This is a genomic window from Streptomyces camponoticapitis, from assembly GCF_014646115.1.
Taxonomy (GTDB): domain Bacteria; phylum Actinomycetota; class Actinomycetes; order Streptomycetales; family Streptomycetaceae; genus Streptomyces; species Streptomyces camponoticapitis.
Map to the genome: position 1 here is coordinate 152484 of NZ_BMMV01000011.1, position 14616 is coordinate 167099.

At 72.2% G+C, this 14616-nt stretch carries 10 protein-coding genes; 4 read left to right on the forward strand and 6 right to left on the reverse strand.

Annotation, left to right across the window (positions count from 1 at the left end; genetic code table 11):
- Positions 1-73 precede the first annotated feature (73 nt).
- Together IEY79_RS18735 and IEY79_RS18740 are read right to left on the reverse strand one after the other, a co-directional pair.
- Positions 74-2470 (reverse strand): serine/threonine-protein kinase, encoded by a 2397-nt coding sequence (locus tag IEY79_RS18735; RefSeq protein WP_189108663.1) that lies wholly within the window; start codon positions 2468-2470, stop codon positions 74-76.
- A complete protein-coding gene (locus IEY79_RS18740) occupies positions 2467-4893 on the reverse strand; it encodes a serine/threonine-protein kinase (protein ID WP_189108664.1) in 2427 nt (808 codons plus the stop codon). Before IEY79_RS18740 ends, IEY79_RS18735 begins: the two co-directional genes overlap by 4 nt.
- A gap of 360 nt (positions 4894-5253) precedes the next feature.
- On the opposite strand from IEY79_RS18740, the gene IEY79_RS18745 reads away from it, so the two are divergent.
- Together IEY79_RS18745 and IEY79_RS18750 are read left to right on the forward strand one after the other, a co-directional pair.
- Positions 5254-6834 (forward strand): TROVE domain-containing protein, encoded by a 1581-nt coding sequence (locus IEY79_RS18745; RefSeq protein WP_189108665.1) that lies wholly within the window; start codon positions 5254-5256, stop codon positions 6832-6834.
- A gap of 115 nt (positions 6835-6949) precedes the next feature.
- A complete protein-coding gene (locus tag IEY79_RS18750; RefSeq protein ID WP_037784015.1) occupies positions 6950-7177 on the forward strand; it encodes a hypothetical protein in 228 nt (75 codons plus the stop codon).
- A gap of 71 nt (positions 7178-7248) precedes the next feature.
- On the opposite strand, the gene IEY79_RS18755 is transcribed toward IEY79_RS18750, so the two are convergent.
- Complete coding sequence (locus tag IEY79_RS18755) at positions 7249-8520, reverse strand: TerD family protein (protein WP_189108666.1); 1272 nt, start codon at positions 8518-8520, stop codon at positions 7249-7251.
- A gap of 64 nt (positions 8521-8584) precedes the next feature.
- A complete protein-coding gene (locus tag IEY79_RS18760) occupies positions 8585-9409 on the reverse strand; it encodes an NAD-dependent epimerase/dehydratase family protein (protein ID WP_189108667.1) in 825 nt (274 codons plus the stop codon).
- 273 nt (positions 9410-9682) lie between these two features.
- On the opposite strand from IEY79_RS18760, the gene IEY79_RS18765 reads away from it, so the two are divergent.
- Both IEY79_RS18765 and IEY79_RS18770 read left to right on the forward strand, forming a co-directional pair.
- Positions 9683-10642: a 5-dehydro-4-deoxyglucarate dehydratase gene (locus IEY79_RS18765; protein ID WP_189108668.1), complete on the forward strand. Its 960-nt coding sequence runs from the start codon at positions 9683-9685 to the stop codon at positions 10640-10642.
- A complete protein-coding gene (locus tag IEY79_RS18770) occupies positions 10639-11823 on the forward strand; it encodes a hypothetical protein (RefSeq protein ID WP_189108669.1) in 1185 nt (394 codons plus the stop codon). The genes IEY79_RS18765 and IEY79_RS18770 overlap by 4 nt, the downstream gene beginning before the upstream one ends.
- On the opposite strand, the gene IEY79_RS18775 is transcribed toward IEY79_RS18770, so the two are convergent.
- Complete coding sequence (locus tag IEY79_RS18775; protein ID WP_189108670.1) at positions 11809-13032, reverse strand: MFS transporter; 1224 nt, start codon at positions 13030-13032, stop codon at positions 11809-11811. The two genes, IEY79_RS18770 and IEY79_RS18775, sit on opposite strands and share 15 nt — an antisense overlap.
- Before the next feature lie 45 nt (positions 13033-13077).
- A complete protein-coding gene (locus tag IEY79_RS18780; RefSeq protein WP_189108671.1) occupies positions 13078-14529 on the reverse strand; it encodes a peptidoglycan D,D-transpeptidase FtsI family protein in 1452 nt (483 codons plus the stop codon).
- Positions 14530-14616: the final 87 nt, after the last annotated feature.

The window sequence follows — 14616 nt, forward strand, 5'->3', positions numbered from 1 at the left end:
AAGCGGCCCTTCGGAGGGGGAGACGGACTGGGAGACGGACGCGGACCGGGAAGGCGGATGGGGTGGCCCGGCGTCAGTCGGTGACGCCGTTGTACGCCCGTACCTCCGACGTGCCGATCCGGCCGTACCAGCCCGACGCGTCGGCCGCGAGCCCGTCGATGATGTCAGGCAGCGACCACGCGCGCCGTGGCGCGCCGTCGGCGAGGCGCAGCGCGGTGCAGGTGTCGCCCGACGCCGCGTAGACCGTGTCGCCCGCGACGACCGGTGGTACCTTCGCGATCCCCGTCAGCCGCCGCGTCCAACGGGCCTCGCCGGACGCGAGATCGACGGCCTCAAGGGTGTCCGCCTTCGACCAGTGCAGCACCACACCGCCCGCCGAGACCGGGCCGCGCAGTCCGCCCGTCCGCCGCGGCCAGCTCGTCTCGACGCCGAGCGTGGGGCGCGACCGCGACCAGCGCCGTTTCGCGCTGACCGGGTCGAAGCCGTGCAGCTCGCCCGCCGTGGCCAGCAGACCGGTGCCGCCCGCCGCGCCGATGGCCGTGGCGCCCGCGGTCACGGCGTAGGCGCCGGCCGCGACGGCGACGTGTTCTCCGCCGCGCGCGCGGATGACGTGCAGCTTGCCCTCGGTGGTGAGCACGGCGAAGTTCCCCGCGTCGGGCAGCGCGGTGGCGGCGAGCGTCTGGCCGCTCCCGTCCTTCAACCCCTCGTACGTCCAGATCGTCCTGCCCGACGCGGCGTCGACACCCTCCATCCGCCATCCCAGGGTGGCGGCCAGCAGCATCGTGCGGCCCAGTACCGCCGGTGGCTGCGTGCCGCCGAGTTCCCGCTCCCAACGTTTCGCGCCGGTGGCCAGATCGACGGCCATCAGCTCCTTGGCGTCCGTCTCTTCCTCGTACGCCGAGATCGACGCGCCGTCGGCGACGGTGACCCAGACCGGTCGGGAACTCCGAATCGGGTCGGCCTCGGCGCGTTTCCTCCCGGAGCCGACGGCGACGACGGGCAGCCCGACGTCGGGCGCCACCAGAGTCCCGTCCGCCACGCCCCACGCGGTCGGCGTGCCCTCCGTGGACTCCAGCTCCCAGCGGCCGGCACCGTCGGAGACCGCGCAGGCGCGGACGTAACCCGTGGTGACGGTGAGGCGCCCTTGCAGCAGCAGGGTGTTGCCGGAGAGCAGCAGGGCGTCGATGCCGTCCGGATCGGCGGTGAGGCTCCAGCGGAGCGCACCCGGCGTCGCCGAGCCCTTCTTGAGGGTGAGTTGTGCCCCGTGGCCGGTGGTGGGACTGCCGGAGGTGGGCTTTCCCCAGCCGCGTACGACGGCGACGCCCAGCAGCCCCGTCAGGGTGGTGGCCCCGGCCACCAGCACTCCCCGGCGCGCCAGTTGACCGCGCCGCCGCATGCGCTTCGCCCGCTCGAAGGCGAGGTCGGGGTCCGGACCGGGACCGGGGTCCGGACCGGGACCGGGGTCCGGACCGGGACCGGAGCCGGGGGCGCGTTCGGGGCGGGGCGCCGCGGGACGGGTGGCCGTCGCGGCCGTCACCCGCTTCGTGGGAACCACGGCTGTGTCCTCAGGCGGCGGGTCCTCGCCGTCGCCGTGATCGCCGCCGGCGCGGTCTTCACCCCGGACCAGGCTCCGCAGCGGCTCCTCCCGCCACCACAGCGGCGCCTCCGGGTCGGCTGTCCGCTCCAGCACCTCGCCGACCGAGGGCCGTTGCCCCGGCTCCTTGTCCAGACAGCCGGCGACCAGCCCGCGCAGCTCCGGAGGCACGTTGTCGAGGTCGGGCTCCTCGTGCACGGCCCGGTAGAGCAGGATCGCCACCGTTCCGTCCCCGAAGGGATTACGGCCGGTGGCGGCGAAGGCGAGGACCGCGCCCAGCGCGAAGACGTCGGCCGCCACGGTCACCGGCGAGCTGCCCGTGATCTGCTCCGGGGCGATGAACCCGGGCGTCCCGATGATGTCCCCGGCCTCCGTCATCCCGTGGTCCCCGAGCGCACGCGCGATCCCGAAGTCGATGACGCGCGGCCCCTCGGCCGTGACCAGGACGTTGGACGGCTTCAGATCACGGTGGACAAGTCCCGCGCCGTGGATGCTCGTCAGCGCCTCGGCGAGCGCCGCGCCCAGCGACCGTACGACCGTCACGCCCAGCGGCCCGGCCGCGGCGACCGCACGGCGCAGTGTGACGCCCGGCAGGTAGGCGGTGGCCAGCCACGGCACTTCGGACGCGGGATCGGCGTCGAGCACCGCCGCCGTGTGCGCACCCGTCACGGCGCGGGCGGCGGCGGCCTCGCGCCGGAACCGCTCGCGGAAGTGCGGCTCGGCCGCGAGGTGCGCGTGGACGGTCTTGACCGCGACCAGCCGGCCTCCGGTCGTACGGCCCAGATAGACCCGGCCCATGCCACCGGCGCCGAGCCGGCCGAGCAGCCGTACGGAGCCGAGCGTGGTGGGGTCGCCGGGCAGCAGGGGATCGGTCATGTCGGCTCCGGTGCGGCGAAGGTGGACAGGGTGCCCGAGTCCGACACGACATGCACGAGCCCGGCCTCGGCGCCGGTCGCGCCCTCACTGTCCGCGCCGTCGGCGCTCCCGGCGCCCGGCCGGACGATCACGGTGTGCGTCTCGCCCGTCTCGGCCGCCCACACGAGCGCGCCGGTCGCCGCGTTCCGTGCGTGCACCCCCCACCCCGGGCTGTCGCCGATCTCCTCGTCGCTTTCCGGCGCCGTGCCCATTCCGTAGACCAGCCCGTCGGCCACCGCCGGCGAACCGCCCTTCAGCCGGCCGACGTCCGTGAGGCTCCAGCGGGTGCGGCCGGTGTCCGCGTCGAGTGCCTTCAAGGTGCGGTGATCCGCGGTGTGTACGAGCCCGTCGGTGGCCGTGGGGGTGATGGTGGCGTCGGTGTCCTCCTCCAGGGCGAGGGACCAGTCGGTGCGCCGGGTCGCCAGGTCGACGGCCTTCAGCCGTCCGGCCCGCGCGTAGTAGCGGGTGCCGCGCGCGCCGAGGTGTGACTCCGGATAGCGCGCGCCGCCCGGTATCTCGCGGTCGACCGTGCCGTCGGAGGCGCGCAGCACGGTCAGCGGTTCGTCCGTCTCCCTCACCTCGGCGGAGAAGGGGTTCGCGGCCGCCACACCGATCCGGCCGTCCTTCTCGTAGAGTCCCGCCACCTCCGCCGGCGCGCCCTCGTGGAACCAGAGCGGGGCTCCGGAGAGCGGGTCGTAACCGTAGGCGCGCCAGGGGCGCTTGCGCGCGACGCGCCGGGCCCACAGCGTCGCGTACGAGCTGTAGGTGACGACACAGAGGACGTCCGGGGTGAGCGAGAGCGCGCAGTGTTCGCCGGCGACCGAGAGGACCGGGTCGGACGTGGCCGAATCACCCGTTTCCGGAGGGCGGTGAGGGTTGCGCACCATGGGAGTGGCGGACCACTTCTCGGCGCCGGTCGCCGCGTCCAGGGCGGCGATGTCGATCATGAGGATGCCGAGGGAGCGCGCCACATGGACGACTTCGTCACCGGGCACGACCCGGGAGATGCCCTCGGCCGAGTAGCTCCAGGCGACGGCCCCGGTTCGCGGGTCGACGCGGGTCAGCGCGTCCTTGGACATCAGGTAGAGGGCATCGCCGTGCCGCATCGGGGTGGCCTCGCCGATGTCGCGGGTCCACAGGGCGCGGCCGAGCGTGTACGGGCCCGGTGAGCCGGACGGGCCGGACTCCGCCTCCTCCTTGTCGCCGCCGTCGCCGGTGAGTTCGGTGAGCCAGGCGACCGCGCCGATCGCCGAGCCGCCCGCGAGGGCCGCGCCGCCCCAGCGCAGGAACCGCCTTCGTGACGCGCCCCGGCCCCCGCTCGGGACCGCGTCGGCGCCCGCGCGGGGCGCGAGCGTCGTCCCGGGAGCCGGGCCCCGGACGGTCGCGGCCGGTGCTCGCGGTTCGTCGGCCGGACCGTCACCGGGCTCGTCCGCCGGTTCGTCCCGCGACTCTTCCGGGTCCGCTACGGCTTCGGCCTCCGCTTCCGCCTCCGGCGCCTTCGCGATCAGCGCGGCCACTTCCTCCTCGCGGCGCCGGATCAGCCCGGACACCGCCTCCCGCTCCCACCACGGATCGCCCTCGGTCCACGCCGCGCACACGCTCAGCAGCTCGGCCACGGTGGGCCGGTCGCCGGGCTCCTGGCTCAGACAGCGCCCGAGCAGTTCCCGCCACCCCGCCGCGCCGCCCCCGCCCGTCCTGTCCGGCGTCCCGTCGAGATCCGCGGAGCCGTGCATCGTCCGGTACAGCACCTGGTGCACCGGGCCGGTGCCGAACGGCGGACGACCGGTCGCCGCGTAGGCGAGGAGTGCCCCGAGCGCGAACACGTCGACGGCCGGGCCGGGTTCACCCGTCCCCGTGAGCAGTTCGGGCGCGATGAAGCCGGGTGAGCCGACCACCTCTCCACTGCCGGTCAGGCTCTCGTCCGCGGCGGTCCGGGCGATCCCGAAGTCGATGACCATCGGGCCGTCGCGCGTGACGACGATGTTCGACGGTTTGAGATCGCGGTGGACGAGGCCCGCAGCGTGCACGGCGGCGATCGCCTCGGCCAGCGCGGCCCCGAGCGCGGCGAGTTCGCCGGATGCCGGCGGCCCGAGGGCCGAGACCGCCCCGGTGAGGGTGGGACCCGTGCAGAACTCGGTGGCCAGCCAAGGGCGTACGGCCTCCGGATCGGCGGCGAGCACGGCGGCCGTGAACGGCCCCGCCACCGAGCGCGCGGCAGCCGCCTCCCGCCGGAACCGTTCCCGGAACCGCGGGTCCGCCGCCAGGTGTTCGTGCACCGTCTTGACGGCCACCAGCCGCCCGGACGGGGCCCTGCCGAGATGGACCCGGCCCATGCCGCCCTCGCCGAGCAGGGCGACCAGCCGGTACCCCCCGAGTTCTTCCACTGTGGCTCCCCCTCCGGACCCGCCACCGCGTACGGGACCGATCAGTGCGACGCGCGACGAGCGTCCCAAGGTTGCGGCATCCCCCGCGGTACGGGCCCTTTTCCTGTCCGGGAACGGCCTCGCCACGCGCCAGGACCGGGCCCCGCCGCCGCGCTAAAACCCGTGGCCGCTCACCGGGTGCTCTCCTAAAGTCATATCTGTCCAGGTGCGAAGGCGGGACCTACTTCCACTGTTAATGGGGCGGTCGCGGGTTCGAGTCCTGCCATCGGCTCACGAGCCGGTGTAGCTCAGTCGGCAGAGCACCTTGTCGGTTCCGCCGGCCTTGATCTCTGGACTTTCATCGAATTCGGGGGAATTCCCATGGCACGTTTCAACACCCGTCTTTCCGTGCTCCGCGGCAAGTCGCCCGTGCGTTCGACCGGCCCTGACACCCGTACCCACCAGGGCGGCACCGGACATTCGCGCGACGCCAGGTCCGAGCTGTTCCTGCTGGCCGTCGCCAACTTCGTCTCCCAGCGGACGTTCTACGAGTCCGGGGACGACCGTGACAACCGCTTCGCGGCCCTCGTACGTGAGCTCGCCGTCGACGACCCGCGGTGGACGGCCGGTCTGCTGGGCTGGCTGCGCCGTGACGCCAACATGCGGACGGCCGCCATTGTCGGCGCCGCCGAATACGTCAGGGCACGCCTCGAACTGGACGTCACCACCGGCCCGTCGAATCGTCAGGTCATCGATTCCGTACTGCTGCGCGCCGATGAGCCCGGTGAAATGCTCGGTTACTGGACGTCCCGTTACGGCCGCCGGATTCCCAAGCCCGTCAAGCGTGGAACGGCCGACGCGGTGCGGCGGCTCTACAGCGGAAAGTCGCTGTTGAAGTACGACACCGCGTCCAGGGGTTATCGGTTCGGGGACATCCTCAATCTCGTGCACGCCTCTCCCGACCCGGCGAAGGCATGGCAGGGCGAGTTGTTCCGTTACGCCCTGGACCGCCGGCATCACCCCGACACCGCCGTTCCGCCCGCGTCGAACCGCACCCTCACCGCGCACCGGGAGCTGATGGCGCTGCCCGTCGCCGAGCGGCGCACGGTGATCACGTCTCCCGGCGCCGCCGAGCGGCTGGCCGGGGCGGGCATGACCTGGGAGATGCTGGCGGGCTGGCTCCAGGGTCCGATGGACGCGGCGGCGTGGGAGGCCGTCATCCCGTCGATGGGACCGATGGCGCTGCTGCGCAACCTGCGGAACTTCGACGAGGCCGGGGTGGGCGACGAGGTCGCGGCGAAGGTCGCCGCCGAGCTGTCGGACCCGGCGGTGGTCGCCCGTTCGCGGCAGTTCCCGTTCCGCTATCTCGCCGCGTACCAGCACGCGCCGTCGCTGCGCTGGTCCTACCCGCTGGAGCGGGCGCTCGGCCACTCGCTGGCCAATGTGCCCGCGCTGCCGGGGCGGACGCTCATCCTGGTCGACCGCTCCGGCTCGATGTGGTCGCCGATGTCGGACCGCTCGCAGCTCAACCGGGCGGACGCCGCGGCGATCTTCGGTACGGCGGTGGCGATGCGAGCGGCCGGCGCCGATCTGGTCGAGTTCGGTTCGACCAGCGGCAAGGTGAGGTACCGCGACGGCGAGTCCGTGCTGAAGGTCCTCGGGCGCTTCGGCAGCCTGGGTGGTACGGACACCTCCCAGGCGGTCCGGTCGCACTACCGGGGCCATGACCGGGTGCTGATCGTCACGGACGAGCAGGCGGCGTACAGCCACTACGGCGACCCGGCCGGGCAGGTCCCGGAGCGCGTTCCCGTCTACACCTGGAATCTGGCGGGACACCGGGCCGGACACGGTCCCTCGGGTACGCGGAACCGGCACACGTTCGGCGGTCTCTCCGACGCCGCGTTCCGTATGGTTCCGCTGCTGGAGGCGGGCCGGGACGCCGACTGGCCGTGGGCCGACTGAGTGCGGGAACGGGGGACCGGGGAGGGCCGTGGGGTCACTGGGGAACGAGTGATCCAGCGGCCCGTCGGTTGTCGGGCATGGCGCGGCGGGTGCCGTTGGGCGCATACTCCAACTAATGACAAAGTCAGCCGGTTCCCGGCGCCACCTGCCGTCCAGTCCCTTCAACCGCCAAGGCCCGGCCTCACCTCCGCCCGAGCATTTCGATGTGGGAGACCGGGTCTCCCACGACCAGTTCGGGTTGGGCAGAGTCATCGGAGTCGAGGGTGAGAACGCCGTGCTCATCGACTTCTCGGGCCGCCAGGGTCGAATCCTGAGCCCCTTCTCCAAACTGACCAAGCTCTGAAGACCCAGGCCCCCGGGCCGCCGCGATCCCCGTGACCGCGGCGGCCCGGACAGGCATGTCCCAAGCGGTGGTCAGAGAGACCTGGCGGCGGGCTTGACCATGCCGCGGACCGTACGGGACTTCACGAACTCGCCGACGGCTGTCATCTCCCACTCACCGGAGTACTGCTTGATCAGCTTGGCCATGATCACCCCGGTCTGCGGCTCGGCGCCCGTCAGGTCGAAGCGGACGAGCTCCTCGCCGGTCGCCGCGTCGAGCAGCCGGCAGTAGGCCTTCGCGACCTCGTTGAACTTCTGGCCGGTGAACGAGTTGACCGTGAAGACCAGGCCCGTGGCCTCGGCCGGCAGCCGGCCGAGGTCGACCACGATCGTCTCGTCGTCCCCGGCGCCCTCACCGGTGAGGTTGTCGCCGGAGTGCTTGATCGAGCCGCCCAGGATGGCCAGCTTGCCGAAGTAGCAGCTGTCCAGGTGGTTGCGGTTGGGGCCGTAGGCGATCACGGAGGCGTCGAGGTCGATGTCCTTGCCGCGGAAGGCGGGCTCCCAGCCGAGCCCCATCTTGACCTGGGTCAGCAGCGGCGCACCGCCCTTGACGAGCGACACCGTCTGGTTCTTCTGGAGGCTGACGCGGCCCTTGTCCAGGTTGATCTTCCCGGTGCCCTGCGCGGGACCCGGGGGAGCCGACGGCGGGACGGGGGCCGAGGGGGCGACGGGGGCCGCGATCCGGGGGTCGGCCGCCGTGGGGGACGGAGCCGGGGGCGGTACGGGCGCGGAGGGCGGCACCGGGGCCATGGGGGTCACCGGCGCCTGCGGGGCCTGCGGGGCGGCCGCGGCGGGCGCCGTGGGCTCCTCCACCGAGACGCCGAAGTCGGTGGCGATGCCCGACAGCCCGTTCGCGTACCCCTGGCCGACCGCGCGGACCTTCCAGGCGCCGTTGCGCAAGTAGACCTCCACGACCACGAGGGCGGTCTCCGAACCCAGGTTCGGCGGGGTGAAGGTGGCGAGCGCGCTGCCGTCGTCGGCGTTGCGGATGGTCGCTGTGGGCTCGATGCCCTGGAAGCTCTGTCCCGCCGCGTCCGGGCTGGCCGTGACGACGATCTTCTCGATTCCGGCGGGGACGGCGGAGGTGTCCACCACGATCGCGTCCGGAGCCGAACCGCCGCCGGACCGGTAGGTCACACCCGGGCCCGTCGGCTGGTTGTAGAAGATGAAGTCGTCGTCGGAGCGCACCTTGCCGTCGGCGGTGAGCAGCAGGCCCGATACGTCGAGCCGCACCGGTGCGGCGACGTCCACCGCCACGCGGGCGGCGGAGAGGGGGATGTTCGAGCCGGGGGTCATAGCTGTCATGCCAGACGTAACGAACGACTCCTCTTTGCCGTTCCCTTACCCTCGCGCCCCTGACCCGTACGGGTCAGTACGGCCACTGGGGCGGGTGCGTGCAGAAGTGGCCGCCCAGATGGGCGTGGTCGGGGTTCTCCGGGTCCAGCTCACCCTGTTCGGCGACGAGCTTGTCCGCGTACTGCTCGGAGTCGTCCTGAGGCTCGTACCCCAGCGCCCGCGCGGTTGAAAGGTCCCACCACAGGCGTGTGTTGGCGGAAGAGCCGTAGACGACGCTGTGCTGGACGTCCTCGGCCGTGAGCGCGGCGTGGAAGAGCCGCGCGCCGTCGCCGGGGCTCATCCAGACCGACAGCATCCGTACGGAGGTCGGCTCCATGAAGCAGGACCCGATCCGTACGGAGACGCTCTCCAGCCCGTGCTTGTCCCAGTAGAACTGCGCCAGATCCTCGCCGAAGCACTTGGACACGCCGTAGAACGTGTCCGGGCGGCGCGGGGTCCCGATCGGGATCAGCGCGTCCGAGTCGAGCGGGTAGGAGCCCTGCGGCCGTGGCGTGAACCCGACGGCGTGGTTGCTGGAGGCGAAGACCACCCGTGCGATGCCCTCCTCGCGCGCCGCCTCGTAGAGGTTGTACGTCCCCTCGATGTTGGCCCGCAGGATCTTGTCGAACGACGCCTCCAGCGAGATCCCGGCGAGGTGGATGATCGCGTCGACGCCCCGGACGGCCTCGCGGAGCGCGTGCCTGTCGCCGAGGTCCGCCGTGATCGCGTCCGGCTCGCCTTCTATGGGAGTGGCGTCGAAGAGCCGGAGCTCGTAACCGTAGGCGGGCAGCAGGCCGCGCATCAGGGTGCCGAGGCCGCCCGCGGCGCCGGTGAGCAGGACGGTTCGCGGTTGAGGCATGGGCGTGAATCTCCTCGGACGTACGGGGGGTGGACGTGAAACGATCAGAATCGGTCAGATCCATGGATGTGATTCATATGCGTGGACAAGCTAAGGAGCGTTCGAAGCCACCGTCAAGTGTCGCGCGGAGGCGGTCGATCCGCTCGTGAGTTGCGGTTTTCCGTCTTGACCGGCGCCACGCGGCTGCCCTAGCGTGGCGCTGTTCAGAAATATGGACGCCGATCAGAATTGTGCACGAGCGTGAGTGCTCGCCGCACGGCCCAGGGAGCGCCAGTGACCTCAGCCCCGCTCGCCGCCCGCCTCAACAGAGTCGCCGGGCCGCTGTTCTTCCCCGTCACCGCGTACGGTCCGGACGGCGCCCTCGACCTCGACGCGTTCCGCGCGCACATCAGAAGCGGCGTCGACGCGGGAGCCGCCGCGGTCTTCGCCTGCTGCGGCACGGGCGAGTTCCACGCGCTCACCCCCGAGGAGTTCGGGGAGTGCGTGCGGGCGGCCGTGGAGGAGACCGCGGGAGCGGTCCCCGTCGTGGCGGCAGCTGGTTACGGTACGGCGATCGCCGTCAGATACGCCGAGATCGCCGAGGCGGCCGGCGCCGACGGACTGCTCGCCATGCCGCCCTACCTGGTCGTCGCCGACCAGGAGGGCCTGCTGCGCCACTACTCGGCGCTGGCCGCCGGCACCGGGCTGGAGATCATCGTCTACCAGCGCGACAACGCCGTCTTCACTCCCGAGACCGTCGTCGAACTCGCCAGGGTCGACGGCATCATCGGCCTCAAGGACGGCCACGGCGACCTCGACCTGATGCAGCGCATCCTCAGCGCCGTACGCACCGCCGAGCCCGACCGTGACTTCCTCTACTTCAACGGGCTGCCCACCGCCGAACTCACCGGGCTCGCCTACCGCGGCATCGGCATCACCCTCTACTCCTCCGCCGTCTTCGCCTTCGCGCCCGAGATCGCCCTCGCGTTCCACCGCGCCCTCACGTCCGCCGACGACACAACCGTGAACAGCCTCATCGACGGCTTCTACCGGCCGCTGGTCGAACTGCGCTCCAAAGGACGCGGATACGCCGTCTCACTCGTCAAGGCGGGCGTCAGACTGCGCGGTTACGACGTCGGTGAGGTACGCACCCCGCTGAGCGAGCCGCAGCCCGCGCACATCAAGGAACTCACCGAGATCATCGAACGCGGCTACGGGCTGCTCCGTGACGAGGAGCCGGGGGAGGGCGCGTGAAGACCTCGGCCTTCCTCTACCCCTGGGACGTCCTGGGCGACCCGGACGCGCCCGCCCGCGTCATGGACCTCGGCGTCCGGCAGGTCACGCTCGCCTCCGCCTACCACTCCACGCGCGCCCTGACACCGCGTCACCCGCGGCACCGCGTCGTCACCGCCGAGCACTCCGCCGTGCTGTACCCGATCGACGAGGACCGCTGGGCGGACGCCGAGCTGCGCCCGTACGCCGCCGGTGAGTGGGCCCCCGGCGACGCCTTCGGCGAGGCCGCGGCGGCGCTCGCCGGCGCCGGACTCGACGTGCACACCTGGGTCGTCCTCGCGCACAACTCCCGCCTCGGCGCCGAGCATCCCGACACCTCCGTCGTCAACGTCTACGGCGACCGCTACCCCTGGGCCCCGTGCATCGCGCGACCCGCCGTCCGTACGTATGTGCTCTCGCTCGCCGCGGAAGCCGCCGTACGGCCCGGCGCGGCAGGCACCGAACTGGAATCCCTCGGCTGGTACGGGCTGGCGCACCTGCACGCCCACGACAAGATCGGCGGCGTCCCGCTCGGCGAGGCGGCGCAGTATCTGATGTCGCTCTGCTTCTGTACGGTCTGCCGCGCCGGGTATCTCTCCCTGGGCCTGGACCCCGACGAGCTGAACGCCGCCGTCAGGCGTGCCCTGGAGCCCGTCTGGAACGGGGCACAGGCGCCCGGCGGCCCGCCGGGTCCGCCCGGAATCGAGAAGCTCCTCGGGGCCGAGCTCACCGCCGCCACCCTCGACTGGCGGGTCAACGCGGCCCGTACGCTCCAGGAGACCACCGTCGCCGCCGTACGAGCGCGCGGCGGCCCCGGCTTCCAGGTGCTGCTCCACGCGGACCCCCACAGCCACCGCACCGGGGCAAACGCGGGTGTCGACCCGGCTCACATCCTGGACGCCGCCGACGGGGTCGTCCTGCCGTGCACCGGCGGTGCGGCGGAGGCGATGCTGACACCGTTCGCGGCCCACCGCCGCGAATCCACCGTGCTGGCCGCCAACTTCACCGTTGTCACGGGCATGGGCGGGTCCCCCGGCACCCTCGCCGACGACGCGGCGCGGGCGCGCGCGCTCGGCGCGACCGAACTGCGGCTCTACCACGCGGGCCTGGCGTCGGACGCGGATCTCGCCGCCGTCACCGCCGGGCTCTCACGTCTCGGCTGAACCACCCCGGGGCAGCCCTCCGTAGAAGGCGAGGCCGACCGCCGCCAGCAGCCCGATCACCCCGGTGACCGGCAGCAGCACCGTGATGTCGACGAAAGCGATCAGTCCCGCGCCGAGCGCGAGGGACACCGCGTTCGGCACGTAGATCAGGGTGTTGGCGGTGGCGGCCGTCCGCCCGAGCACGGCCTCCGGAGTCTCGCGCTGCACCGCCGTCAGCGCGACGATCAGCACGCACGGCAGCCCGATCCCCACCGCCACCGCGCTCGCCAGCACCACGGCGTCGTACGGCAGGGCCCGCAGCCCCACCGCGACGGCGAAGAGCGCGATGCCACCGGCGGCGAACAGCCGCTCCGGCATCGCGCGCATCAGCGGACCGGCCACCAGCCCGACGGCGACCGAGCCGACGCCCTGGAGCGCGTAGAGCAGACCTACGTACGTAGGCGCGTGTCCGAGGCCCTTGTCGACCACCGCGTAGATCGCGGCGCCGTTGAGCCCGGCGAGCAGCATCGTCACCGATCCCGCCAGGACGAGGGGGCGCAGGACCGGTGAGTTCCAAAGCACCCGGGCGCCCTCCGCCGTACGGGACAGCCGGCTCCCGGTGCGCCGGGGCACCGGCTTCTCCTCCCGGACCCGCATCAGCGCGAAGAGCCCCGCGGCCAGGGCGAACGTCGCGGCGTCGAGCAGGGCGACCTTCCCGCCGCCGTACGCCGCGAACAGCCCGGCGCCCGCGAGCGGCGCGAGGAGCTTCATGCCCTCGTTCGCCGTCATCCGCAGCCCGTTGAAGTCACCGAGCAGCCGCTTGTCCAACGCCGTCGCCACCAGGGCGGCCTCGGCCGCGTCCTGCACCACACCGCTGACGCCGTACACCAGCAGTACCGCGAACAGGATCCAGATCCGGCCGGCCGAGTCGACCACGAGGAGCAGGGGCAGCAGCGCGGCCATGGCCAGGTTGCAGAACACCAGCAGCGGTCGGCGCCGCCACCGGTCGGCGACGGCTCCCAGCAGGGGCCCCACCAGCGTCGGCGCCCACATCGCGAAGACGGTCAGGGCCGCCAGACTGTCCGACCCGGTGAGGGACTTCACCCAGATCCCGCCGACCAGCCACATCGCCGACGTACCGAAGCCGGACACCACCACACCGGTCAGATACAGCCCGGCGTTGCGGTCCCGAAGGACGGTGCCCACGGCCCAGTTCTTCTCCCACCCCATCGGCACATCCTGGCACGGGTCCCGGACGGTGGCGGGGCCACCGGGTCAGCGCAGCGCCGCCTCCATCATCTTCTTGGCGATCGGGGCCGCCAGACCGTTGCCGCTGACCTCCGAGCGCGCCGCGCCCGAGTCCTCGACCAGGACGGCCACCGCCACCTCCTCGCCCGTCGACGCGTCCTTCGCGTACGAGGTGAACCAGGCGTAAGGCGTCTGGCTGTTGTCCACGCCGTGCTGGGCCGTGCCCGTCTTGCCACCCACCTCGACGCCGTCGATACGGGCATTGGTGCCGGTGCCCCTGTCGACCACCGTCACCATCGCGCTGCGCAGCTGCTCGGCCGTCGAGGACGAGACGATCCGGCGCGACGACTCGTCCTCGTAAGAGGTGAGTGTGTCGCCGCCCGCGTCCACGACCTTCGACACCATGTGCGGCGATTCGAGGATCCCGTCGTTGGCCAGCGCGGACGAGACCATCGCCATCTGGAGCGGCGTGGCGGTGACCTCGAACTGGCCGATGCCCGTCAGCGCCGTCTGCGCGTCGTCCATGCCGGACGGATAGACGCTCTCGGCGGCCCGCACCGGCACGTCCTGCTCGGGATCGCCGAAGCCCAGCTTCGACGCCGTCGCGCGCACCTTGTCCTCGCCGAGGTCGGCGGCCATCTTCGCGAAGACGTTGTTGCACGAGTACTGGAGCGCCGTGCGGATCGTCGCGTCCTCGCAGGGCGCCGAGGTGTTCTCGTTCCGCAGGACCGTGCTCGTGCCGGGCAGGGTGAACGGGTCCGGGCTCTGGGTCCGGGTGTCCACCGATCCGTAGAGACCGTCCTCCAGCGCCGCCGCGGCCACCACCAGCTTGAAGGTCGAACCGGGCGGCAGCGGCTGCCGCAGCGCTCGGTTCACCATCGGCTTGTCAGCGTCGGCGTTCAGCCGGCTCCACGCGTCGCCGTCGGTCGTGCCGCTGATCGTCGACGGGTCGTACGACGGGGTGCTGACCATCCCGAGGATCTTGCCGGTCGCCGGGTCGATCGCGACGGCCGCGCCCTTCTTGTCGCCCAGCGCGTCGAAACCGGCCTTCTGGACCTCCGGGTCGATCGTCGTCACGACACTGCCCGGCGCGGTCTGCTTGCCGGTGAGCGCGTCCAGCGGATTCTTCAGCCGGGGGTCCGTGCCGTCCAGGACGTGCGAGTAGATGCCTTCGAGCTGCGTGGAGCGGTAGGCCTGCGAGCTGTAGCCGGTGACCGCCGCGTACAGCTCGCCGTCCGTGTACGTCCGCTTGTACTTCAGGTTGTCGCTGCCCGACGTCCTGGCGGAGCCCGTGACGGCGGAACCGGCCACGACGATGTCGCCCAGCGGCCGGGCGTACTGGTCGATGAGCGTGCGTCGGTTGCGTTCGTTGTCCGCGAGGGCCTTGCCCTGGTACGCCTGCACCCAGGTCGCCCGCACCAGCAGGGCGAGGACCATGAGCAGACAGACGACCGCGGTGCGCCTGATTGTCTTGTTCATCCCACACGGAGGACGAACGGGACCGTACGGTGCGTTCCGCCCCGCTCCTCTTCTCAGAAACTCTTCATACCGGGCGGGGCGACCGGA

Excerpts from the sequence above, each read along its gene's own strand:
- IEY79_RS18745 (WP_189108665.1), top strand. The coding sequence starts at position 5,254 with ATGGCACGTTTCAACACCCGTCTTTCCGTGCTCCGCGGCAAGTCGCCC.
- IEY79_RS18735 (WP_189108663.1), bottom strand. The coding sequence starts at position 2,470 with ATGACCGATCCCCTGCTGCCCGGCGACCCCACCACGCTCGGCTCCGTA.
- IEY79_RS18780 (WP_189108671.1), bottom strand. The coding sequence starts at position 14,529 with ATGAACAAGACAATCAGGCGCACCGCGGTCGTCTGTCTGCTCATGGTC.
- IEY79_RS18750 (WP_037784015.1), top strand. The coding sequence starts at position 6,950 with ATGACAAAGTCAGCCGGTTCCCGGCGCCACCTGCCGTCCAGTCCCTTC.
- IEY79_RS18760 (WP_189108667.1), bottom strand. The coding sequence starts at position 9,409 with ATGCCTCAACCGCGAACCGTCCTGCTCACCGGCGCCGCGGGCGGCCTC.
- IEY79_RS18755 (WP_189108666.1), bottom strand. The coding sequence starts at position 8,520 with ATGACAGCTATGACCCCCGGCTCGAACATCCCCCTCTCCGCCGCCCGC.
- IEY79_RS18775 (WP_189108670.1), bottom strand. The coding sequence starts at position 13,032 with ATGGGGTGGGAGAAGAACTGGGCCGTGGGCACCGTCCTTCGGGACCGC.